Raw genomic sequence first — 21,225 nt, forward strand, 5'->3', positions numbered from 1 at the left:
CTCACAGCTTCAGCCGCTTGAACACGGGCTCGGGGATGGCGCGGATGACCGCCATGACCCCGCGCCAGACCGGACGCACGTAGAGGACGTCGCCGCCCCGCTCCGCGCCGAGGATCGCGCGCCCGACCTCGTCCGCCTCGGCGGTGAGGACCGGGGGCAGCTTCATGCCCTCGGTCATCCGCGTGCGCACGAAGCCTGGCTTCACGGTCACGACCCGAACGCCGCGGGGGCTGAGCCGGTTGCGCAGGCCCGACAGGAAAGCCGTGAATCCCGCCTTGGCGGCGCCGTAGACGTAGTTCGAGCCCCGCCCCCGGTCCCCCGCCACCGAGCTGATCCCGACGATCAGCCCCGAGCCGCGGGCCTCGAAGCGCTCGGCGGTCAGGGTAAGGAGGAGGGCCGGACCCTCGAAGTTCGTGCGCATGACCTGGACCGCGTGGTCGAGGTCGGCCTGCGCCCGCGCCTGCTCGCCAAGCTCCCCCACGACGCAGACCACGGTGTCGGGGAGGGCTGGCAATCTGTCGAGGAAGGGAGCGAGGGAGGGGGTGTCGAGCACGTCGAGGGCGCGGACCTCGACGGGGCCGCCGCTGCGGGTCGCGAGATCCTCGGCGTTGCGGCGCGCGCCCGCCTCGTTGCGGGCCGCGAGCACCACGCGCCAGCCCGCGCCGGCATAGGCCTTCGCGGTGGCGTGGCCGATGTCGGAGGTGCCGCCGACGACGAGAACGGTCTTGTGGCCTTGCATCAGATTCCAAGCCTCGCGGACAATTGCGATACGACGCGGCCCTCGGCCCCGAGCCCGCGGCGGATCTCGCGGAAGCGGGAGAGGGCGGGATAGCTCGCCTCGAAGGTCTCCCGCGACTGGCGGGCGTCCTTGGCGAGATAGAGCCGTCCCCCGGCCTCGACCACCAAGCGGTCGATCTCGTCGAGGAGGGGGAAGACGTCGTCGGTGACGTGCAGGTCGAGGGCGAGGGTGTAGCCCTCGATGGGAAAGGACATCAGGCCGCTGCCCGCCCGCAGCACCTTCAGCACCGCGAGGAACGAGGCGCTGCCCCGCCGCGACAGGCGCTCGATGACCGCCGTCAGGACCGCCTTGGCGGCGGCGGGCGGGATCACGCATTGGTGCTGCAGGAAGCCCCGGCGGCCATAGATGCGGCCCCAGTCTCCGATCCCGTCGAGGGGGAAGAAATAGGGGTTCCAGGCCACGAGGAAGGGCTGGCCGGCCTTGGCGGCGCCGGCCCGGAAATAGAGCTCGTTGAAGGCCGCCACCGAGAGCCGGTTCAGGGTGAAGGCCGGGAGGTCGAGGGGCACTGAGAGCCGCCCCGCCTTGGCGGCGGGGAAGGGCTCGGCGCCCGGGCGCAAGGCATCGAGCTCGGCGCGGGTGGCGTGCTCGGCGGCGAAGATGAGGGAGCGGCCGAAGCGCGCGCCGCGTGCCACGCAGTCGATCCAGGCCACCGAATAGGTGGCGTCGGCGGTGCGCTCCAGCCCCGCCATGGCCTCGTCGAGGTTCTCGGCGACGACGGTCCTCTGGACCATCCAGCCCGTCTCGACGGCCTTGAGGCGAAATGTCGCTTCCAGGATCGTGCCCGTGAGGCCCATGCCCCCGACCGTGGCCCAGAACAGGCCCGGGTTCCGGTCCGGCCCGCAGTCCACCGTCTCGCCGGAGGGCGTGAGCAGCGTCAGGGCCTCGACGTGGTCGCCGAAGCCCCCCTCGCGGTGGTGGTTCTTGCCGTGCACGTCCGAGGCGATCATGCCGCCTACCGTGACGAACTTCGTGCCCGGCACCACGGGCGGGAAGAAGCCGCGGGGCAGGAACGCGGCGAGGATGTCCGAGAGGTGCACGCCCGCCTCGACGGTGAGCCGCCCGCTCACGGGATCGAAGGCGCGCATGCGGTCGAGGCCGCGGGACGAGACCGTGACGGCCTGCCCGATCGCCGCGTCGCCGTAGGCGCGCCCGTTGCCGCGGGTCACGACGCCCGTGCGCCCGGCGGCGAGCGCGGCCGCGGAGGCCGCGTCGCGGGGCGCGAGCAGGCGGGTCCTGTGCCGGGGATAGCGGCCCCAGCCGGCGATCTCGATCACGCGACCCGCTCCTTGAACGTATAGGTGCGGTCGAGGATGAACTTGACGGCGTAGCCGATGGCAAGCCCCAGGACGGCGCCCGTGTATTTCGCGGCCGTCGTCCCCCACAGGGTCCAGAATGCCACCTCGAAGCCCCAGAAGATGAGGGTGGTGACCACGCTGAACAGGCCGTAGAGCGAGATCTTGCGGGCCTCGTCGCGCGGGCCGCGATAGCCGTCGTTGAAGATCCAGCGCTTGTCGAGGACGTACTTCACGGCAAAGCCCGCCACCGTGCCCGACAGGATCGCCGCCACGAGCGCGACGCCCGCCGGCGCGAGACGCACCACCAGCTCCTGCGTCGCGAGGTTCGCCACGGTGGAGATCGCGGCGAAGAGGACGTAGCGGATGGTGAGAGAGAGGGACGCGGCGGTGGGGGACGCAGGCATCGGACGGGGCACACACGGGACGGACGAGCGCGGCGGAACCGCGCTCGTCGGGGCTTGGAGGACGACCGGGCGCGGGCCCGGTCAGATGGCGGCGACGGCGAGAGCGGCGATCAGGACGGCGGCGACGAGGCTCTGACGGTCGCGCAGGGCGAAGACGACGGGATCGTCGTCCATTTCGCGGCGCTGCGCCAGCATCAGGGCCCGCGCGATCCAGTAGGTCAGGATGGGGCAGACGAGCCACAGGATATCGGGCCGCGTGTAGAGCCCCTGCACGGCGTCGCTCGACACGTAGAGGGCGAACACCGTCACGGCCTGGAACCCGGCCGCCGCCGCCAGGGCCGCCACGGCGCCCAGATCCCCCGTGCGATAGCCGCGATTGGCGGGGGCCGGCTGGTTGGCGTCGAGGCGGGCCGCCAGCTCCACGTAGCGCTTGATCAGGGCGAGCGACAGGAAGATCGAGAGGCAGAACCCCACGAGCCAGCCCGACGGCGTGACGCCGATCGCCACGGCGCCCGCCACCACCCGGATCGAGTAGAGCGAGGCGAGCGTGATCACGTCCACGAGGAGGACGCGCTTGAGGTAGAACGAATAGGCGGTGGTGATGGCGAGATAGCCCGCCAGAACTCCCATGAAGGGCCACGAGACCAGGGCCGCCACGAGCGCCGCCCCCGCCAACAGGAGCGGGACCGCGAGGATGCCGTGGACGAGCGGGATGTCGCCGCAGGCCAGCGGCCGGCGGCATTTGGTGCGGTGGCGCCGGTCGTCCTGAAGGTCGACGAGGTCGTTGAGCACGTAGACGCCCGACGCGCACAAGGAGAACGCCACCACCGCCAGCAGGGCCTGCACGAGGGCCCCCGGGGTGAGGCTGTGCGAGGCGAGGAGCGGCAGGAAGATCAGCGCGTTCTTGGCGTATTGATGCACCCGCAGCATCTTGGCCCAGGTGCGCGGGGTCGGGCGGCGGTGGGGCAGGTGCTCGGCCGTGGGGGCCAGCGCCGACAGCCGGCGGGCCACGGCGGCGGGCGTGCGGATCGCGATGGCGTTGCGGGCCCGCGCCCAAACCGGCAGGTCGGCGCGGTCGTTGCCGATATAGTCGAAGCCGCCCTCGCCGAAGGCGTCTACGAGCTCGGCGGCCTTGGCGGCGCCCGCGAGGTTCACGGTCTCGTTGGAGGCGAACCATCCGTCGAAGAGGCCCAGATGCTCCGCGACGGCGCTGACGAGCCGCTGATGGCTCGCGGAGGCGAGATAGACCGGGCGCCCCTCGGCGCGGGCCTCCTCGATGCGGGCGATCACGGCGTCGTCGTAGGGCAGGACCGCGGGATCGAAGTCGACGGGCTCGGACAGGCGATGCTTCAGGGTGGCCTTGCCCTGGGAGAGGGCGGCCGCCATGTCGACGAGGGACCGGGGCCTGCGCCCGAGCTCGGAGAAGGCCGTCTCGATCAGGAGGTCGGAGCGCACGAGGGTGCCGTCGAGGTCGACCACGAGCGGCACGCCCGCCGGCGCAGGCGAGGAGCGAAGGCGCGAGGCCGCCCGGGGAGCCACCGGCGCGTCGCCGACGAGGGCACGGCCGGCATGGTCGCGGCTGCGCACGGGGCGGTGCTCGCGGCGCGGTGAGCTGCTGCCGGTCTGGGCCAAAGATCGCAATCCTTCCGCGTCATGGGTCGGGCGCCGGCGCGAAGCCGGCCGTGTCGTTGATGGTGGGGCGCCTCGAAGCCGCATGGCGTGGAGGGCTGGCCGTCCGCGACGGACCCGCAGGCCTCCAGGCCGGGCCCGGCAGCGGATAGACGGAGCGTCATCCACATGTGGCCGGCGGTTCGCCCTTGGCGCACCGGGGCTCTAACGTCACCGGGTGCGGGTTGGTTGCAGACACCGAGGAAGTATTTCCGGGCGGAATCCGTGGAAAACCCCGGCAAGCGTTGCCGTTGAGGCATCCTTTCCGGCCCATGCGCGTTGTTTCGGGTCCAATCGACGGATCTTTTCCTGCCGCGGGGTCTTCGAGCGATGGTCCGATTCTTGCGCGCCCTCCCGGGCTGGGTGCCGGCCCTGCTGGCGCTGTGGGCCATCTGGGGCGAGCTGCCCCGGTCGCTGCCGGGGGCCGAGCTGCTCGATTTCGGCTCCTTCGTGGCCTCGGGCCGGGCTGCGGCCGAGGGGCTCAACCCCTACGGCATCCATCCCCTCACCTTCCATGTCTCGTTCCCGGGCTTCGAGGCCTGGAACCCGAACCTCAACCCGCCGGTCTCGGCGATCCTGTTCCAGGCCTTCGACTGGACGGAGCCGGCGCGGGCGTTCCGGATCTGGTGGGGGCTGTCGGTCGTGCTCTACGCCGTCGCGGTGCTTCTCGTCGTCGCGCGCTACGGGCGCAGCCTCGGGTCCTCCCTCGTGATCGCCCTGTGGATGCTGGGGCTCGCGGGCTTCTGGGACACCCTCGTCCTGGGCCAGATCTACATCCCGCTCGTGCTCGCCGGGATCGTCGCGTGGCTCCTGCTCGAGCGCGGCCACGGGGTCGCGGCCGGGATCCTCATCGGGCTCGTGGTGGCGATGAAGCCGAACTTCGCCGTCTGGCCCGCCCTCCTCTTCCTCGCCGGGCACCGGCGGCCGGCCCTGGCGGCCGGGGCCACGGCGGCTCTCGTGAGCGCCGTGCCGCTGGCCGTCTACGGACCCGAGATCTACCGGCAATGGCTCACGCTCGTGGCGTCGGACGGCGACCGGGCGGCCTTCCTGACGAACGCCTCGCTCGCGGGGCTCGCGGCCCGGCTCGGCGTGCCGGGGCTGGCCTTGCCCCTGTCGGCCGCGATCCTGGCGGGGGCCGCCCTGTGGGCCTGGCGCCGACGTCCGGACGCCATCCGGGCGAGCGAGTTCGGGATCGTGTGCGCGCTCCTCGCCTCGCCCCTGGCCTGGATCCATTACACCCTCTTCCTCGTGCCGGTCCTGCTGCGCCGGTGGGACCGCCTGGCCATCCGCGCCGTGGCGGGCTTCCTCGTCATCCCTGTGCCGTTCATCATCCACCAGTTCGGCAAGGCGGCCTGGATCCAGGCCGGCATCGGCTCCCTCTACAACTGGACGCTCGTCCTGCTCGCGGTGCTTCTCGTGGCGGAGGAGCTCGCCGGGACCCGGCGCGGCGCCGCGTCCGGGGCGACGCCCGCCCCCGCCGTCGCGGGCCGCGGCTGAACCATCGGGGGCGCGAACCGTTGGGGCGAGAGCCGAATCGGGCTCGAGGCCAATCGACCGGGCCCCGTTTCAGGAGGAAACCATGCGTCAACTTGCCCTTCTCGCCCTTCCCTGCCTCGCGCTCGCCGCGTGCGCCAGCCCGCAGCAGAGCGCCGGCACGGCGGTCGGCGCCACGGCCGGTGCCGTGGTCGGCGGTCCCGTGGGCGCCGTGGTCGGCGGCGCGGTGGGGGCCGCCGCGACCTCGCCCGGCGTCGCCGGCCCGTCCGGCGGCACCGTGGTGGTCGACCAGCGCGCGACGAGCGGCCGTCCGATCGTGCGCAAGGACTGAGCACGGATCATCCCCTCAGGCCCGAGGGCCCTTCCCCGGGAGGACGTTCAGGCCCGGGGGACCCGGATCCCGAGGGGGCGGGGCCTAGCGCGCCTCGCTCACCACCGCAGGGGGTTCGCGGCGCCGGTAGACGCGCCAGGACCCGGTCTCCCGCACGAGCTCGAACCCCGCCTCCACGGCCGGGCCGTAGATGTCCCAGAGGGGCGGCCCGTTGATGCCAGGCTTGGGCACGAGCACGATCCGCGCATCGGCCAGGAGATCCCCGGGCGGGATGTGGTGGCCCGCGTCGACGTTGCGGCCCCAGTGAAGCCACGAGCTGTCGCCCCGCGCCGGCGCGATCCCCAGCCCCGCCGAGAAGGCGTTCACGAAATCGAGCACGACGACGCGGCTTGGATCGAGGCCGCGCAGGGCCTCCGCGCCCTCGCTCAAGCCGTCGCGAAAGCGCACCGAGAAGCCGTAATCGTTCATGGGCCACGGCTCGGCGACGCGGATGCGGTCGTAGCCCGGCAGGCCGAAGCGCGATACGGGCCGCTCGGCGGCGAGCGCCGCGTGCAGGCCGAGCGCCGCCGCGCAATGGACCACCGTCGGCAGCACGAGCGCCACGAGCAGGAGCGGCGCCCCCGCGCGGGGCGACCAGGGGCGCTCCAGATAGGCGCCGGGAGCCCCCCTCATCAGGCGCTCGGCTGCGACCAGGGCCGCGGCATGGAGGGTGAGGATGCCCCAGCCCTGGGCGTTCTGGATCATGATCGCGAGACCCGCCCCCGCGCAGAACCCATAGAACAGGACGTCGCGCCACGGGGTCGGCGAGCGCCGCACGGCCAGGATCGCGAGGAGGCCGACGAGGACGCCATCCGCCAGATGGCGCATGGCGGCGTCGGCGAGATCGACCACGCCGCCCCGGAACGCGCCGCTCACCGCCCCGGCGGTCCGCAGGTCGTCAATGTAACCGGCGCTCCCGCCCCAGACGGCCTCGACGAGCACGGCCAGGACGGCGAGCGCGGCGAGCGCGAGGGCGGCCCACGCCCGGTGGGCCGGATAGACGAGGAGGAGCCCGATCAGCGCCAGGGCCACCGCCCCGTAGCTCGCCTTCGTGTAGACGAGAAGGCCCGCGAGGAGGACCGCGCTCGCGGCGTCGAGAGCAAGGCGGCCCTGGACCGCTTGCCGGGGCGTGAGCGCCATCGCGGCGAGGAGGGCCAGCGCCGCCCATCCGATCCGGTTGTAGAACATCGCGAAGGAGAGGGCGGAGACCGCCTCGCCGAGGTTCATGGGCACGGCGACGACGAGGAGCAGGAAGGCCGCGAAGGGGAGGGCCAGGAGGGGCCGCACCCGGCTCCCGAGGATCCAGGCCATGGGCGGCGCGAGCCCCGCGAGGACGAGGGCCATGGCGGCCGGCATCGCGAGCCCCAGGCTCCCCGTCAGCGCGTAGCCCGCCGCCGGCAGGTAGAAGACGAGGGGCCCGAGGGCGGTGTGGAAGTCGCGGTTGGGCGCCTGGCCCGCGGCGACGCGATGGGCGCCGTCGAGAAAGATGAAGAGGTCGTTGGCATAGACGCTCACCACCGTCTGCCCCGGCGCGACGAGCAGGGCCGCGCAGACGAGGGCGCCCACGGCCACGAAGGCCGCGACCCCGGCTCCCTCCCTCGCTTCGGCCGTCATCGCATGCGTGCCCCGATCCCCATCGGCGACAACCGTGGCCGTGGGGATTGGTTGCGCCGCGGGCGCCGCGTCAATGCGCCTGCCCCTCCGAGGTGGGGTCGAGGGTGCTCGCCACCTCCTCCTTCTTGCGCTGGGGCAGCAGCTTCATGACGAGGATGAAGGCGGAGAGCGCCAGGCAGATGGAGTTGGTGGCGATGAGGGGCCATTCCGTCTTCATCACCCCGTAGACGAGCCACAGGGCGAAGCCCACCACCGTGATCATGTACATCCGGCTCGAGATGGCGCTGGTGTCGCGGGTCTTGACGATGCGCCAGGCCTGGGGGGCGAAGCTCGTGGTCGAGCACAGGGCGGCGAGGGAGCCGATGATCGTCACGAGGTCCAAGGCGGGTCTCCGCGGGTTGCCGGAGGGAACGCGGAGGCGCACGCCTTGGTTCGGCGCGGCGCGCGCGGGCGATGTCGCGGCGTCGGACGGCCCCTTGGAACTTTCGGCGCACGGCCACGTTAGAGCGAGCCCGGCCGCTACCCCGTCGTAACCGGCCGCGTGCTGGCCATGGGGGGCCTCGTGAGGCACGCTTACCTGATCGCGGCGCATGACAATCCGGCGGCGCTCGTACGGCTCGTGGAGGCGCTACGCTGCGAGGGAGCGCGCTTCTTCATCCACATCGATGCCGCGGTGGCCCTGAAGCCGTTCACGGACGCGCTCGGCGACAAGCCCGACATCCATTGGGTGATCGATCGCGTGCGCGTGACGTGGATGGGCTGGTCGCAGGTCGAGGCGACCCTGCGCATGCTGGGCGCGGCGCATCCGGATGCCTTCGACCGCTACACCCTGCTCAGCGGCGCCGACTATCCGATCAAGTCGAACGACGAGATCGCGCGCATCCTCTCGCGCGACGAGACCGAGTACCTGACCGCCTGGCGGCTCTCGGACCGGCCCTCGTGGCAGCACAAGGTCCAGTACTACTACCCCATCGAGCAGATCCCGATCCGCAACTACGGAAAGGCCAAGGCACGCCGGGTGTTCTGGGCCTCGTTCGTGCGCCTGCGGCGCTTCTTCCCCAAGCGCAGCATGCCGGCCAGCCTCGAGCCCTGGGGCGGCTCCTCGTGGTGGACGCTGACCCATTCCTGCGTGTCGCACATCCTGGGCGTCGTGCGCGAGCGCCCCGAGGTCGTCCGCTTCTACCGCACCACGCACGCTCCCGACGAGGGCTTCTTCCACACGCTGGTGATGAACTCGCCCTTCGCCGAGCGGGTGCACCGGCGGGCCGAGTACGAGCGCTGGCGCGCGGAGACCCGTCCCTGGGAGCGGGTCGATCTGCCCACCGAGAAGGCGCGCATGCTGCCGGACGAGGTCTTCAACCTGCGCTATGTCGACTGGAGCGAGGAGTTCACCCATCGGCGCGAGGCGCCCGCGATCCTCGACGAGCGCGACTTCGAGGCGCTGCGGGCTTCCGAATGCTTCCTCGCGCGCAAGTTCGACCCCGTGCGCTCGGCCGGCCTTCTCGACCGCATCGACAGCGAGCTGCGCCGCTCGACGCCGGTGCTGGGCGCGATGCAGTGAGGGCCATGGCCCGGGGAACGCCGTCGGTGTCGAAAGGGGGATTGGAGCGGGCGATGGGAATCGAACCCACGACATTCAGCTTGGGAAGCTGACGTTCTACCTCTGAACTACGCCCGCGCGGCTCCATACATAACGGCGATCGGCTCCACCCTGCAAGCCCCAACCTGCAAGCCCCAGGCCGCCGCTGTCGGGCCGATGCCGGGGCCGCGGGGCCCCGACGGGGGCGGGTCAGGCGAAGTGCTTCGACAGCTTGAGGCCCTGCGCCTGGTAGTTGGAGCCCACCCCCGCGCCGTAGAGGCGGGCCGGGCGCTCGGCCATGCGCTCGTAGACGAGGCGGCCCACGATCTGCCCGTCCTCGAGCACGAAGGGCACGTCGCGGGATCGCACCTCGAGCACCGCCCGGGCCCCCGCGCCCCCGGCCTCGGCGTGGCCGAAGCCCGGATCGAAGAAGCCCGCGTAGTGGACGCGGAACTCGCCCACCAGCGGATCGAAGGGCACCATCTCGGCCGCGTGGTCAGGGGGCACGAGCACCGATTCCTTGGAGGCCAGGATGTAGAACTGGCCCGGGTCGAGGATGAGCTCGCCCCGGCCGCCGCCCGCGATGGGCTCCCAGAAATCCGACACGGGGCAGGCGCCCACCCGGTCGACGTCGACGAGGCCCGTATGGCGCTTGGCGCGGTAACCCACGAGGCCGTCGGGGGCGAAGCCCGAGAGATCCACCGAGACCGCGACGCCCTCCTGGAACGAGGGCTCGGCGGAGGTGACCACGGGCTCGCGGGCATGGAGCGCGCGCAGCTCGTCGTCGTCGAGGCGCACGGGGCCGCGGCGAAAGCGCATCTGGGACAGGCGCGAGCCCGTGCGCACCAGGACGGGGAAGGTGCGAGGCGAGATCTCGGCGTAGAGGGGGCCCTCGTAGCCTGCCTCCACGGTGTCGAATTCCTGCGCCCGGTCGGCGATGACGCGGGTGAACACGTCGATGCGGCCGGTGGAGCTCTTCGGGTTCGCCGCGGCGATCAGGCCCAGCGGCAGGGCCAGACCCTCCTGGAGCTCGGCGATGTAGACGCAGCCCGTCTCCAGGACGGCGCCCCGGGTGAGGTCGATCTCGTGGAGCGCGATGGACTGGAGGCGGTCCATGACCGGGCGGTTGCGCCCGGGCAGGAAGCTCGCCCGCACCCGCCAGGCCCGCCGGCCGAGGCGCAGGTCGAGGCTCGCGGGCTGGATCTGGTCCGGCGCGAAGGGGGCGGCGGCGCGCAGGATCCCGGCCTCGTGAAGGCGCGCGATCGTAGCGTCCGATTGGATTCCGTCCCTCAACGCGACCATGGCGACCTCAATCTGGCGACGGGCAAGCTGTAGCGGAGCCTCCGGGCGGCGCCAAGCCCGGCCGCATCAAGCCCGGCTGCCCCTGCCCGTCGCCCGCGAGGACGTCAGCGGTGGCCGCCACCGCCACCGCCACCGCCCCCACCGCCGTTGCCGCCGCCGTTTCCACCGCCGTTGCCGCCAGCATTGCCGCCGGCATTTCCTCCGCCGTGGCCACCGCCGTGCCCGCCCGCCGGGCCGGCTCCGTCGCCGCCCCGCCCGCTCGCCGCGCCCGAGACGGCGGCGCCGAAGCCCATCCCCGCCAGGCCCGAGCGCGCGGCCGCCGAGACGGCCTGCCCGAAGCCGGAGCCGGGCTTAGCGTCGCCGAGCGCCGCCTTCGCGGCCGCGGTGTTGGCGGCGGCGTCCTCGCGCCGGGCCGCCGTGTCGCGCCGCCCGGTGCTGGCGGGCCGGCCGATGCCCATCGCGGCGTTCATCTCGGCCCGGTCCCGCGCGCTCGTGTCCTCGGCGAGGGCCGGGGCGGCGCAGGCGAGCGCGAGGAGGCCGGCGGTGGCCAGGGTGCGGCCGGTGAACGTGAAGCGTCGTGTCATGGGAAACCTCCGAGGCGTCGTGGCGCATCAAATTGGCGCCCGGCCTCCGATCGAACGATGAAAGCGATCCGTCGAAGTCTCGGCACCGCGCGGGCGAAGCCGCGGCGGGCCGGAGTCGACCTGACGCCAACGTGGTTAATGAGGGGTTAACGAGCGCCCGTCGGGGGATTGCCGTCGGGGAACGTGCGCCAGGCGAGCCAGACCCGGGCGGCGGCGCTCATGAGGGTGAGGGCCGCAAACAGGTAGGCGATCGCCGCGAACCCGCCCGGCCACAGGATCATCAGGGCGAAGGCGAGGATGGTCTCCGTGCCCTCGGCGAGGCCTGCCGTGAAATAGATCGACTTCAGGCCCCGCGCCCGGCTCTCCAGGCCACGTCTCGCCGCCACCGCCGCGAAGGCGAGGAAGCTCGCGCCGTTGACGTAGAAGGCGAAGAGCAGGATCACGGCCGGCACCGCGTTCGCGGCCGGGTCGCGCAGCGCGAAGGCGGCGGGCACGGCGCCGTAGAAGACGAAGTCGAGGACGATGTCGAGGAAGCCGCCCCGGTCCGTGCGCCGGGTCGCCCGGGCGAGCGCCCCGTCGAGCCCGTCGCAGAAGCGGTTGAGGGCGAGGAGGAGCAGGGCCGCGCCGTCGAGGCCCAGCACGATCGCCCCCGCGCAGGCGAGCCCCAGGCCCAACCCCGCAACCGTGACGGCATCGGCCCGCAACCCCAGATCCGCCGCCCGCCGCCCGAGGCGGTCGAGGGGCGGGTCGATCAGGCGGCGAACGATTCCGTCGAGCATGGGCCGGCGTTGACGAGGGAGGGGGCCGGGGCATACCACAGGGGAAGCCCCCTGTCGCGGCGGGCCCCATCCCGACGAGCGCGCCCATGTACAAGGCTCTCACTCGCGGCATCAGCGTCACCGTGATGCCCCGCTTCATGGAAGAGGAGTCGCTGCCCGACCAGGGCCGCTACTTCTTCGCCTACACGGTGGAGATCATCAACGGCTCCATGGAGCGCGTGCAGATCAAGACCCGCTACTGGCGCATCACGGACGGGCGCGGCCGGGTGCAGGAGGTGCGGGGCGAGGGCGTCGTGGGCAAGCAGCCCGTGCTCGGCCCCGGCGAGAGCTTCAGCTACACGAGCGGCTGCCCCCTGGAGACCCCGGACGGCACCATGGTGGGCCATTACGTGGTCGAGACCGCGGCGGGCGAGCGCTTCGAGGCGGACATCCCCGCCTTCTCCCTCGACGCTCCCGGCGGCCGGCGGGTGGTGCATTGACCGTGAGCGCGCCCCGCCTGACCCCGCTGGCGATGCTGGACCGGCTCGTCGGCTTCGACACGGAGAGCCAGCGCTCGAACCTGGCGCTCATCGATTTCGTGGCGGATTACCTCGCCGCCTGGGGCGTGCCGCACGTGCGGGTGCCGAACCCGGACGGCACCAAGGCGGCCCTGTTCGCGACGATCGGCCCCGGGGACCGGGGCGGGGTCGTGCTCTCGGGGCACACGGACGTGGTGCCCGTGGCGGGGCAGGACTGGACGAGCGACCCCTACCGGCTGCGGGTCGAGGACGGGCGCGCCTATGGGCGGGGATCCGTCGACATGAAGGGCTTCGGGGCGCTGGCGCTCGCCCTCGTGCCGGATCTCCTCGCGGCCGACCTCAAGACCCCGATCCACATCATGCTCTCCTACGACGAGGAGACCACGTGCCTTGGCGTCGTCGACACGATCCGGCGGTTCGGCGCCGACCTGCCCTTGCCCCGTGCCGTGATCGTGGGCGAGCCCACGGGGCTCGAGGTGGCGGACGCCCACAAGAGCGTGGTGACCTTCGACACGGTGGTGCACGGCTTCGAGGCGCATTCCTCCAAGCCCGAGCTCGGCGCCAACGCGGTCTCGGCCGCCGCGGCCCTCGTGGCGGGCCTCGACGCGATCGGCGACGAGATGATGGAGCGGGGCGATCCGTCCGGGCGCTTCGATCCGCCCTACACCTCGGTTCACGTGGGCACGATCCGGGGCGGGACGGCGCGCAACATCGTCCCGAAGCTGTGCTCGTTCCACTGGGAGTTCCGCGGGCTTCCGAGCCTCGACCCCGACGAGATCCCCAGGCGCTTCGCCGCCCTGTCGGAGGAGGTGGCGCGCACCCGGCTCAACCGCTTCGGCGAGCGCGGGCGCATCGAGACGCAGCTCGAGGTGTCCGTGCCGGGGCTCGCGCCCGCGCCGGGCTCCGACGCCGAGCGCCTCGCCCTGCGCCTCGCCGGCCGCAACCGCACCGTGACCGTGCCCTACGGCTCGGAGGCGGGGCACTTCCAGGCGGCGGGTATTCCGACGATCCTGTGCGGCCCCGGCTCCATCGACCGGGCCCACCAGCCCGACGAGTACATCACCCTCGACGAGCTCGCCGCGGGCGAGGCCTTCCTGCGGCGGCTGATCGAGGATTGCACCCGGGGCTGAGGGGCTGGCTTGCCCTCCCCCTTGTCCTGAGGTGCCCGCCGGAGGCGGGCCGCGAAGGGCGCTCCAGGGATGTCCCTCCGGCTCACGAACGTGCTGCGTGCTTCGAGACGGCCTGCTCGGCAGGCCTCCTCAGCATGAGGGGGGGAGAGAGGGCACCCGGGCTCTCAGACCCACTCGCCTCCGCGCATCACGGGCTCGCTCGAGCCCTCGCCGGTGATGCCGTCCACGTCCACCTGGTCCGAGCCGATCATCCAGTCGATGTGGATGAGGCTCGTGTTCGCGCCGCGGCCGGCGAGCTCGTCGGCGCTCATGTCGGTGCCGCCGCGGATGCAGCTCGCATAGGCCTGGCCCAGCGCGATGTGGCTCGCGGCGTTCTCGTCGAAGAGGGTGTTGTAGAACAGGAGCCCGCTCTTCGAGATCGGCGAGGAGAAGGGCACCAGCGCCACCTCGCCGAGCCGCGCCGCGCCCTCGTCCGTCTCCAGCACCTTGCGCAGCACCGCCTCGCCCGTGCGGGCCTGCGCCTCCACGATCCGCCCACCCTCGAAGCGCACCCGGATGTCCTGGATCAGGGTGCCCTGATAGGACAGGGGCTTGGTGCTGCTGACATGGCCGTCCACCCGGTCCTTGTGGGGGGTGGTGAAGACCTCCTCGGTGGGGATGTTGGGGTTGCACACGAGGCCGTTCTGCGCCCGCGTCGAGCCGCCGAGCCATTCGTGCCCGTCTGAGAGCCCCACGGTGAGGTCCGTGCCCGGCCCGCGAAAGCGCAGGGCGGCATAGGCCTTGGCGTTGAGGAGGCCCGCGCGGGTCTGGAGCTCGCGGTTATGCGCCTCCCAGGCCGCCACGGGATCGCTGGCGTCGACCCGGGCGGAGGCGAAGATCGCGTCCCACAGGCGCGCCACGGCGACGCCCTCGGGCTCGTCGGGGAACATCGCCCGCGCCCAGGCGGGGCTCGCGAAGGGCACGATGGACCAGTTGATCGTGTATTGCGTGATGAGGTCGAGGGCCGGGCGGTAGGCGCGGGCCATGGCGCGGTTGGCGCGGGCGACCTTCGCGGGATCCTGCTCGGCGAGCAGGGCCGGGTTGCTGCCGCGGATGGCAAGCCGCGCCGCGCCCGAGCGGTAGGCCGCCGCCATCCCCTCGTAGAGCCAGGCATTCACCTTGTCGAAGCTCTCGTCGGGGGCATGGCGGTAGCGCAGCAGCGTGCTCTCCTCGTCCTCGAACAGGGTGGTGACGAGGGACGCGCCGGCCCGGTAGGCGTGCTCGGTCACGAGGCGCGCCAGTCCCACGCCCTCGATCGGCGCCGTGATCACGAGCTCCTGCCCCGGCGCGAGGCCCAGGCCCACCCGCACCGCGATCTCGGCCAGCCGGTCGAGGCGCGCCTCGTGGGATCGGGCGTCGGGCAGGGATTGGACGGTCATGCGCGTTCCTCCGGTCTCGGGGGCAAGAGAGCTAACGCAGACCGTCCTGCGCCGGAACCCCTTTTGAGGGCGCACCCGCCGCCTCAAAAGCCCCCACGGTGATAGACCGGGATGGGAAAGCTCGCGGCGTAGGGTGGGTCGCGGGGGTCGGTGGCGCGCAGGTGCAAGGTCCACTCGATCCCGTCGCCGCCCGAGGGGCCCATGGTGGTGGGGGGGCGATCGGCGGGGATCGCCACCTCGACCGGGATTACGGCGCCGGAGCGGGCCGGCATGACGCAGTTCCCCGGGATCAGGGTGGCTCCGGCCCAGAGCAGCGTCGTCTCGCAGCGCGTCTCCGTTCGGATGCCGTCGTTGGACCGCATCCGCCGGGTGACCCACCGCACCGAGTGGCATTGCAGCTCGGCCTCCAGCGGGCCCTGGAGCGCCGCTGGCATGCGGGTGCGAACCCTGCCCCTGAACGCTCCGCCGGGCCACGCCGGCAGGGTGTCGATGGCGAGGACCGAGCGTCCGAAGCGAAGCCAGAGCAGGGTGGTCCGGACCGCGAGATGGAGGGCGACGAGGCCCACCAGAGGGAAGAGGAGCCCGACGAGGGCCATCCCCGGATGAGCGCCGATCTCGGCGAGGATCTTGGCGTGGTTGACCGTGCCGATGAAGGCGAGCCCCGCCCACCAGCCGCCGCAGAAGAGCCAGAGGAACGCGGCGATCCCCGCATGGCTGTGCACCACCCGGCGGGCCGCCCAATCGGGCCGCAGCATCCAGGGCTGGCCCGGATGGCGTTCGCCCGCCTCCCGCTGCCGGCGCTCGTCCACGTCGACGACGCGCCAGCGGAACCAGAGCGGGCCGAAGCCGGCGGCGGTGAAGAGCACGCCCATGAGGAGGGCGACGCACCCGTCCTGAAGCCGCGCCGGGGTGGCGAGCAGGATCCTCACGCCCGACAGGCCCGCCATGAGGCCGAGGCCGCCGACTAGGAGAAAAAGGGCCGCCATGACGCCCGCGCCGATGCGCGCGCCGCGGGGGGTGGTCTCGGCCGATGGGGGCATGGGGGAGTTCCGTCGCTGAGGGGCGACGCCGGGCTGGGCGCCGCTTGCGTACCCTGATCCCACGCCCCCGTTGCAGGCCGATGCCGCCGCGGCGGCGATTGTTGCGTCGGGCCGCACCGGAGGGCTTGGTTGACGACGCAGGCGTTTTCCCGCAGGCTCTTGAAACTATTCAGGGAACGGGCTCTCCGGGCTTTGCCGTCGCGGGGAGCCTTCGTCTTTGGGGCCCGAGGAGCGTCATGACCACGCCCAACCGCACGACCCATATCCGGCTCACCTCCCACCCCGAGCCCGGCACCTCCACGCACCGTTTCCCCTTGCGGTGGGGCGCGGCGACCCCGAAGGAGCGCGGCCCCGTCATCGGGTCGGTGACCAATCCCGCCGACCGCAACGTGATCGGCGCCCATGGCGGCGCCTACTCGCTCTATCGCGCCCTCGCCATCTCGGCCCGGGCCATGAACCCCCTCGCCCGCCCCGACCTCACCAACACGCACCCGACCGCCGGCATCGGCCCGCACCCCTCCTGGTTCGACCCGGACCGGATCGTCTCTCTCGATCCCTGGGGCCACATGGCGGGCGAGGTGTTCGCCGAGGAGATCGCGAGCGGGGTCGACATCCGCCCGACCATCGCGGTCACCAAGGCGCGGCTCAACGTGCCCGAGATCCTTGCCGCCATGGGGGCCAAGCGCCTGAGCCCCGACGGCACCGTGCTGCACGCCTCCGGCGACATCTCGGTGACGAAGGTCGCGGTCGATCCCGTCTGGCACCTGCCGGGCATCGCGCAACGCTTCGGCGTGTCCGACTCGGTCCTGCGGCGCACGCTCTTCGAGCAGACGGGCGGCATGTATCCCGAGCTCGTCACCCGCCCCGACATGAACGTGTTCCTGCCCCCCATCGGCGGGGCCACGGTCTACATCATGGGCGATGTCGCGGCGCTCACCGACGACAAGCGGCGCATCGCCTGCCGGGTGCACGACGAGTGCAACGGCTCGGACGTGTTCGGCTCCGACATCTGCACCTGCCGGCCCTACCTCATGCACGGCATCGAGGAATGCGTGCGGGAGGCGCAGACGGGCGGCGCGGGCGTGATCGTCTACAACCGCAAGGAGGGCCGGGCGCTCGGCGAGGTGACGAAGTTCCTCGTCTACAACGCCCGCAAGCGCCAGGAGGGCGGCGACCAGGCCTCCACTTATTTCGAGCGCACCGAATGCGTGGCCGGCGTCCAGGACGCCCGCTTCCAGCAGCTCATGCCCGACGTGCTGCACTGGCTCGGCATCCGCCGCATCGATCGGCTGATGTCCATGTCCAACATGAAGCACGACGCCCTGACGGAATCAGGCATCGAGATCGTCGAGCGCGTCCCGATCCCGCCGGAGCTGGTGCCCCCCGACGCCTCGGTGGAGATCGAGGCGAAGAAGGCGGCAGGATACTACACCCCCGACGGCGCGCCCGACGCCGACGGCCTCGCCGCCGTGAAGGGGCGGGACCTGGAGAAGTTCTGACGCCTCCCCTCTCCCAGGAGAGAGGGGCCGGGGGCGGGGGGCTACCACCAGCAACCAGGGATCTCCCACCCCCGTTCTTCCACCCAGGCCCCTCATCCTGAGGAGCCGCCGCAGGCGGCGTCTCGAAGGACGAGGTCCAGCGGTCCACGCGGCTGATGGCGGGCGCCCTCCATCACCGCCCGTGATCCCTGGAGCGTGCTTCGAGACGCCCGCTTCGCGGGATCCTCAGCATGAGGGGGTGATTGAGATCAGCGGGGTGGGAGCGAGCCTCCCGGCGTGGTACCCCCTCACCCCCGGCCCTCTCCCCATGGGAGAGGGGAGATCGACACGGAGCGCCCTTTGACCGGCCCCACACCCGCCCGAGCCCTCCTCTCCGCCGCCGCCGTGCGCGAGCGGGCGCATGCCATGCTCGACCTCGGCCTCGCCGGGCGCCTCTCCCATTTCTCCGTGGATCTCGACCGGCTTTCGGCCTGCGCCGACGAGGTGATCGCCACCACCCGCGAGAGCTATCCCGACCTCGACATCCCCTTCCATGCCCGCTGGCGGCATTTCGCGGCGGGCGGGTTCGACCGCTGGGGCACGCTGATGCAGGCCGAGCCCTTCGGCGACGACGGGCTCAAGATGGGCCGGGCGGCCTATGACCTCGCCATCGTGAGCGTGCTGCTGGATGCGGGCGCGGGCGCGGACTGGGCCTACGAGGAGGGGCGCACGGGCGAGACCTATGCCCGCTCCGAGGGGCTCGCGGTGGCGAGCTTCGACATGTTCATCGGCGGCGCGTTCTCGTCCGATCCCGCCGACCCGTTCCGGGCGGACGCGGCGGCGCTGGCCGCGCTGACGGCCGACGAGCTCGCGGCGGGCTTCCAGGTGGGGCCGGGGAACCCGCTCGTCGGCTTGGAGGGCCGCGCGGCGCTCCTCAACCGGCTGGGCCAAGCCGTGAGCAACGACCCCGACACGTTCGGGCGCGGCGACCTGCCCCGGCCCGGCGGCCTCTTCGACGTGCTGGCCGGGGAGGCGGTGGACGGCACGGTGCCGGCGCCGCGCATCCTCGATGCGCTCCTCACCCATCTGGGCCCGATCTGGCCGGGGCGCCTCACGGTGGACGGCGTCGATCTCGGCGACACTTGGCGCCACCCCATGGGCCCCGGCGAGGGCCAGACGGCGGGGCTCGTGCCCTTCCACAAGCTCTCGCAATGGCTCGCCTATTCACTGATCGAGCCCCTGGAATGGGTCGGCCTCACGGTCACCGACGTCGACGGGCTGACGGGGCTGCCCGAGTACCGCAACGGCGGCCTCTTCCTCGATACGGGCGTGCTGCGCCTCAAGGACGAGGCGGATGCAGGCCGCCCCCACGAGGTGGGCTCGCCGCTCGTGGTGGAATGGCGGGCGCTCACCGTGGCGCTCCTCGATCGGCTGGCGGAGGTGGTGCGCGCCCGGCTGGGCCTCGACGCCGCCGCACTGCCGCTCGCCAAGGTGCTGGAGGGCGGCACCTGGGCCACCGGCCGCCGCCTCGCCCGCGCCCGCCGTCCCGGCGGCGCGCCGCCGCTCCAGGTGATCTCGGACGGGACGGTGTTTTGATCCCTCGCAGGGGAGCGGCAGACGAGTTGGCCGTTCCAGCGGGTCCGGACCGGAGCCCGGAGGAAACGTCGAGCCGCCCGCGCTGTGGCGCGGTACCCCGCTCGTCGGCTTGAAGCCGACACTCTCCCCTGAGGGGAGAGAGGGCGCGCCGCCTCGCGACTGCCTGACCTCAGGGGAGGGGCAGGGGTGGGGTAAGCCGCGCCAGCGGCTGCCTCCAGAAATTGTCACCCTTCCAGGACAGGGCGAGGCAGCGGGTCCGGAGAGAGCCCAACGCAGATTGGGCCTGCCTGCGCAAAACACTGGCCTCCCGCTTCCCGTCGGCCCGCCACCTGGTCTAGGGTCGCGCCAATCGCAGCCACAACAGGAACCGGGGCTCTCGCATGGAAGGCGTCACCGTCGTCGATCACCCGCTGGTGCAGCACAAGCTGACCCTCATGCGCGACAAGAAGCGCTCCACGAAGGGCTTCCGCCAGCTCCTCAACGAGGTCGGCATGCTGCTCGCCTACGAGGTGACGCGCGATCTTCCCCTGGAGCCCGTGGAGATCGACACGCCCGTCGCCACGATGCAGGCGCCCCAGATCGCCGGCAAGAAGCTCGTGCTGGCCCCGATCCTGCGCGCGGGCGTGGGCTTCCTCGACGGCATGCTCACCCTCGTGCCCTCCGCCCGCGTCGCCCATATCGGCCTCTACCGCGACCCCGAGACGCTCCAGGCGGTGGAGTATTATTTCAAGGCCCCCTCCGACCTCGCCGACCGCCTCGTCCTCGTTCTCGATCCCATGCTCGCCACCGCCAATTCGGCGGTGGCCGCCGTGGACCGGCTGAAGGAGCGCGGCGCGCGCGACATGCGCTTCGTGTGCCTGCTCGCGGCGCCCGAGGGCATCGACCGGATGCGCGGCGCGCACCCGGACGTGCCGATCTGGACCGCCGCCATCGACGAGCACCTCAACGACCACGGCTACATCGTGCCAGGCCTCGGCGACGCGGGCGACCGCATGTACGGCACGCGCTAGGGTCTGTCCGACGTTCATGGAAACGCCGGACAGACCCTAGATTCCTGATTTGTCGTATGTCCCGGAGAACCGGTTTCCACTTCTCCGGGACATACTCTAGGGGGTCCGGCGTTCACCCCCGACACGGCTGACACGAGACCCGCCATGCGCTTCATCCTCGTCGACTGGGGCACCACCCGCTTTCGCGGCTTCCTCGTGGAGGACGGCGCGATCACCGGACGCGTCTCGGCCGACGAGGGCGTGAGCGCGCTCAAGGGCGGCGATCACCCAGGGGTGTTCCGCCGCCATTGCGGCCCCTGGCTCGAGGCCTATCCCGACGCCCCCGTGGCGCTGGTGGGCATGGTGGGCAGCCGCGAGGGCTGGACCGTTGCCCCCTACGCCCCCTGCCCGGCGGGGCCCGCCGACATCGCCCGCGCGCTCATCCCCGTGGATCTCGGCGGCGGGCGCATGGGCCGGATCGTGCCCGGCGCGGTCTGCGAGGTGGAGCCCGGCGCCGTGGACGTGATGCGCGGCGAGGAGACCCTCGCGCTCGGCGCGGGCGTCGCCGACGGCCTCGTGTGCCTGCCGGGCACCCATCCCAAATGGGTCGAGATGCGCGGCGGACGCATCCACCGCTTCGCCACCTATCTCACGGGCGAGGCCTACGACCTGTTCCGCAACCATTCCATGGTGGGGCGGCCCGCCACCGAGCCCGAGGATCCGGCGGGCTTCGATCTGGGCCTCGACGCCGCCGGGCGCAACGCGGGCGAGGCGGAGCCGGTTCTGCGCTCCGCCGGGATCGAGGCGCCGCGCGCGCGCCGCGCCGGTCTCCTCCACCTCCTCTTCGGCGCCCGTGCCGCCACGGTCACGGGCCGCCTGCCGCCGGCGCAGCTCGGACCCTACCTGTCGGGCCTGCTCACGGGCGACGAGATCAACGGCGCGCTCTCGCTCTTTCCCGCGCCGGAGGCCATGACGATCGTGGCAGGCTCGCCCCGTGCCGATCTCTATGTGCGGGCCCTGGCGCGCCGCGGCATCGAGGCGCGGATCAAGTCTCCCGAGGAGGCCCTGATCGCGGGCCTCGGCCTCATCCTCGCGCAGGGCTGAGCAGACCGCGGGACAAATCGTTCCGGTCGCCGCAAGCCTCCATCAACCCTGGCGCGGGGAGCGC

The 21,225-nt window shown here is 72.3% G+C and carries 20 protein-coding genes and 1 tRNA gene; 9 read left to right on the forward strand and 12 right to left on the reverse strand.

All coding sequences use genetic code 11. The features are described 5' to 3' along the window. Window position 1: 1 nt before the first annotated feature. The 4 genes from F0L46_RS21745 to F0L46_RS21760 form a co-directional block, all read right to left on the reverse strand. Window positions 2–739: an SDR family oxidoreductase gene (locus F0L46_RS21745; RefSeq protein ID WP_149821529.1), complete on the reverse strand. Its 738-nt coding sequence runs from the start codon at window positions 737–739 to the stop codon at window positions 2–4. Beyond that, window positions 739–2,064 (reverse strand): FAD-binding oxidoreductase, encoded by a 1,326-nt coding sequence (locus tag F0L46_RS21750; RefSeq protein ID WP_149821752.1) that lies wholly within the window; start codon window positions 2,062–2,064, stop codon window positions 739–741. Before F0L46_RS21750 ends, F0L46_RS21745 begins: the two co-directional genes overlap by 1 nt. 5 nt (window positions 2,065–2,069) lie before the next feature. After that, window positions 2,070–2,498: a GtrA family protein gene (locus tag F0L46_RS21755; protein WP_149821530.1), complete on the reverse strand. Its 429-nt coding sequence runs from the start codon at window positions 2,496–2,498 to the stop codon at window positions 2,070–2,072. Between the two features lie 81 nt (window positions 2,499–2,579). Further along, a complete protein-coding gene (locus F0L46_RS21760; protein ID WP_368732172.1) occupies window positions 2,580–4,085 on the reverse strand; it encodes a UbiA family prenyltransferase in 1,506 nt (501 codons plus the stop codon). A 411-nt stretch (window positions 4,086–4,496) separates the two neighbouring features. Between F0L46_RS21760 and F0L46_RS21765 the strand changes: the two genes are divergently transcribed. Further along, window positions 4,497–5,663, forward strand: coding sequence for a glycosyltransferase family 87 protein (locus F0L46_RS21765; RefSeq protein WP_149821534.1), 1,167 nt, complete (start codon window positions 4,497–4,499; stop codon window positions 5,661–5,663). Window positions 5,664–5,745: 82 nt separating this feature from the next. Next, window positions 5,746–5,991: a YMGG-like glycine zipper-containing protein gene (locus tag F0L46_RS21770; RefSeq protein WP_149821536.1), complete on the forward strand. Its 246-nt coding sequence runs from the start codon at window positions 5,746–5,748 to the stop codon at window positions 5,989–5,991. Between the two features lie 84 nt (window positions 5,992–6,075). Here the strand turns inward: F0L46_RS21770 and F0L46_RS21775 are convergent, their stop codons facing one another. Then, on the reverse strand, window positions 6,076–7,644 hold the full coding sequence (locus tag F0L46_RS21775) for a hypothetical protein (RefSeq protein ID WP_149821538.1): 1,569 nt from the start codon (window positions 7,642–7,644) through the stop codon (window positions 6,076–6,078). 70 nt (window positions 7,645–7,714) lie between these two features. Continuing rightward, a complete protein-coding gene (locus F0L46_RS21780; RefSeq protein WP_240540112.1) occupies window positions 7,715–8,017 on the reverse strand; it encodes a SemiSWEET family sugar transporter in 303 nt (100 codons plus the stop codon). A 189-nt stretch (window positions 8,018–8,206) separates the two neighbouring features. On the opposite strand from F0L46_RS21780, the gene F0L46_RS21785 reads away from it, so the two are divergent. Continuing rightward, the gene (locus F0L46_RS21785; RefSeq protein WP_188312084.1) at window positions 8,207–9,205 is read left to right on the forward strand and encodes a beta-1,6-N-acetylglucosaminyltransferase; all 999 of its coding nucleotides are present in this window, start codon (window positions 8,207–8,209) and stop codon (window positions 9,203–9,205) included. A 42-nt stretch (window positions 9,206–9,247) separates the two neighbouring features. On the opposite strand, the gene F0L46_RS21790 is transcribed toward F0L46_RS21785, so the two are convergent. The 4 genes from F0L46_RS21790 to F0L46_RS21805 all read right to left on the reverse strand — a co-directional run bounded on the left by F0L46_RS21790 (window position 9,248) and on the right by F0L46_RS21805 (window position 11,888). After that, window positions 9,248–9,322 (reverse strand) — tRNA-Gly (locus F0L46_RS21790). A 111-nt stretch (window positions 9,323–9,433) separates the two neighbouring features. Then, entirely contained in the window at window positions 9,434–10,525 is a 1,092-nt protein-coding gene (locus F0L46_RS21795) for a 2'-deoxycytidine 5'-triphosphate deaminase (protein WP_149821544.1), read from the reverse strand. Between the two features lie 104 nt (window positions 10,526–10,629). Continuing rightward, window positions 10,630–11,109 (reverse strand): hypothetical protein, encoded by a 480-nt coding sequence (locus tag F0L46_RS21800; protein ID WP_149821546.1) that lies wholly within the window; start codon window positions 11,107–11,109, stop codon window positions 10,630–10,632. 146 nt (window positions 11,110–11,255) lie between these two features. Beyond that, a complete protein-coding gene (locus F0L46_RS21805) occupies window positions 11,256–11,888 on the reverse strand; it encodes a CDP-alcohol phosphatidyltransferase family protein (RefSeq protein WP_149821548.1) in 633 nt (210 codons plus the stop codon). Window positions 11,889–11,974: 86 nt separating this feature from the next. On the opposite strand from F0L46_RS21805, the gene apaG reads away from it, so the two are divergent. Further along, window positions 11,975–12,367 (forward strand): Co2+/Mg2+ efflux facilitator ApaG/CorD, encoded by a 393-nt coding sequence (apaG, locus tag F0L46_RS21810; RefSeq protein ID WP_149821550.1) that lies wholly within the window; start codon window positions 11,975–11,977, stop codon window positions 12,365–12,367. A 2-nt stretch (window positions 12,368–12,369) separates the two neighbouring features. Next, window positions 12,370–13,536, forward strand: a complete 1,167-nt coding sequence (gene argE / locus F0L46_RS21815) for an acetylornithine deacetylase (RefSeq protein ID WP_438646702.1) — start codon at window positions 12,370–12,372, stop codon at window positions 13,534–13,536. 164 nt (window positions 13,537–13,700) lie between these two features. On the opposite strand, the gene F0L46_RS21820 is transcribed toward argE, so the two are convergent. Both F0L46_RS21820 and F0L46_RS21825 read right to left on the reverse strand, forming a co-directional pair. Next, window positions 13,701–14,954 carry an aminopeptidase gene (locus F0L46_RS21820; RefSeq protein ID WP_149821552.1) on the reverse strand — a complete coding sequence of 418 codons (1,254 nt, stop codon included), beginning with the start codon at window positions 14,952–14,954 and terminating at the stop codon, window positions 13,701–13,703. Between the two features lie 83 nt (window positions 14,955–15,037). Beyond that, window positions 15,038–15,994, reverse strand: coding sequence for a hypothetical protein (locus tag F0L46_RS21825; RefSeq protein ID WP_149821554.1), 957 nt, complete (start codon window positions 15,992–15,994; stop codon window positions 15,038–15,040). 236 nt (window positions 15,995–16,230) lie between these two features. On the opposite strand from F0L46_RS21825, the gene F0L46_RS21830 reads away from it, so the two are divergent. From F0L46_RS21830 to F0L46_RS21845, 4 genes are all read left to right on the forward strand, one after another. Next, entirely contained in the window at window positions 16,231–17,493 is a 1,263-nt protein-coding gene (locus tag F0L46_RS21830) for a GTP cyclohydrolase II (protein WP_149821556.1), read from the forward strand. Between the two features lie 339 nt (window positions 17,494–17,832). Then, the gene (locus F0L46_RS21835; RefSeq protein WP_240540099.1) at window positions 17,833–19,068 is read left to right on the forward strand and encodes a URC4/urg3 family protein; all 1,236 of its coding nucleotides are present in this window, start codon (window positions 17,833–17,835) and stop codon (window positions 19,066–19,068) included. 380 nt (window positions 19,069–19,448) lie between these two features. After that, a complete protein-coding gene (gene upp / locus F0L46_RS21840) occupies window positions 19,449–20,078 on the forward strand; it encodes a uracil phosphoribosyltransferase (RefSeq protein ID WP_149821558.1) in 630 nt (209 codons plus the stop codon). 144 nt (window positions 20,079–20,222) lie between these two features. Beyond that, window positions 20,223–21,161, forward strand: coding sequence for a 2-dehydro-3-deoxygalactonokinase (locus F0L46_RS21845; protein WP_149821560.1), 939 nt, complete (start codon window positions 20,223–20,225; stop codon window positions 21,159–21,161). Window positions 21,162–21,225 lie beyond the last annotated feature (64 nt).

Origin of the sequence: Salinarimonas soli, assembly GCF_008386575.1 — a bacterium.
Taxonomy (GTDB): domain Bacteria; phylum Pseudomonadota; class Alphaproteobacteria; order Rhizobiales; family Beijerinckiaceae; genus Salinarimonas_A; species Salinarimonas_A soli.